1 protein-coding gene is annotated in these 1,172 nt (G+C 64.3%); it reads right to left on the bottom strand.

Annotated features, from left to right (window positions below; all coding sequences use genetic code 11):
* Positions 1–2: 2 nt before the first annotated feature.
* The coding region (tuf, locus tag ACOHWE_RS20120) for an elongation factor Tu (protein WP_420668524.1) at positions 3–1,172 on the bottom strand (1,170 nt) is incomplete at its 5' end.

Below are 1,172 nucleotides of genomic sequence, written 5' to 3'. Positions count from 1 at the left end.
GATTACTCGATGATCTTCGACACAACGCCGGCGCCGACGGTGCGGCCGCCTTCACGGATGGCGAAGCGCAGGCCGTCTTCCATCGCGATCGGCGCGATCAGCTCGACGGCGAACTTCAGGTTGTCGCCCGGCATCACCATCTCGGTGCCTTCCGGCAGGGTCACGGTGCCGGTCACGTCGGTGGTGCGGAAGTAGAACTGCGGACGGTAGTTCGCGAAGAACGGGGTGTGGCGGCCGCCTTCTTCCTTGGTCAGGATGTAGGCTTCGGCCTCGAACTTGGTGTGCGGGGTCACCGAGCCCGGCTTGCAGAGCACCTGGCCGCGCTCAACGCCGTCACGGTCGACACCGCGCAGCAGGGCGCCGATGTTGTCGCCTGCCTCACCGCGGTCCAGCAGCTTGCGGAACATTTCCACGCCGGTGCAGGTGGTCTTCTTGGTGTCGTGGATGCCGACGATCTCGATTTCGTCGCCGACGTTGATCACGCCGCGCTCGACACGGCCGGTCACAACGGTGCCGCGGCCGGAGATCGAGAACACGTCCTCGATCGGCATCAGGAACGGCTGGTCCACGGCGCGCTCCGGGGTCGGGATGTACTCATCCACGGCCGCCATCAGCTCACGGATCTTGTTCTCGCCGATTTCCGGATCACGGCCTTCCATCGCCGCCAGCGCGGAGCCCGCGATGATCGGAATGTCGTCGCCCGGGAACTCGTAGGAGGACAGCAGCTCGCGGATTTCCATTTCCACCAGCTCCAGCAGCTCCTCGTCGTCGACCTGGTCAACCTTGTTCATGAAGACAACCAGGGCAGGCACGCCAACCTGGCGGGCCAGCAGGATGTGCTCGCGGGTCTGCGGCATCGGGCCGTCAGCGGCGTTCACCACCAGGATCGCGCCGTCCATCTGCGCCGCACCGGTGATCATGTTCTTCACGTAGTCGGCGTGGCCGGGGCAGTCGACGTGCGCGTAGTGGCGCGCGTCGGTTTCATATTCCACGTGGGCGGTGGAGATGGTGATGCCGCGGGCTTTTTCTTCCGGCGCGCCGTCGATCTGGTCGTAGGCCTTGAAGTCGCCGAAGTATTTGGTGATCGCTGCGGTCAGCGTGGTCTTGCCGTGGTCAACGTGGCCGACGGTGCCGATGTTGACGTGCGGTTTATTACGCTCAAACTTTTCCTT

Origin of the sequence: Cribrihabitans neustonicus (assembly GCF_048820895.1) — a bacterium.
In the GTDB taxonomy this organism is placed as follows: domain Bacteria; phylum Pseudomonadota; class Alphaproteobacteria; order Rhodobacterales; family Rhodobacteraceae; genus Cribrihabitans_A; species Cribrihabitans_A neustonicus.
This window is presented reverse-complemented; position numbering and strand designations above follow the sequence as displayed.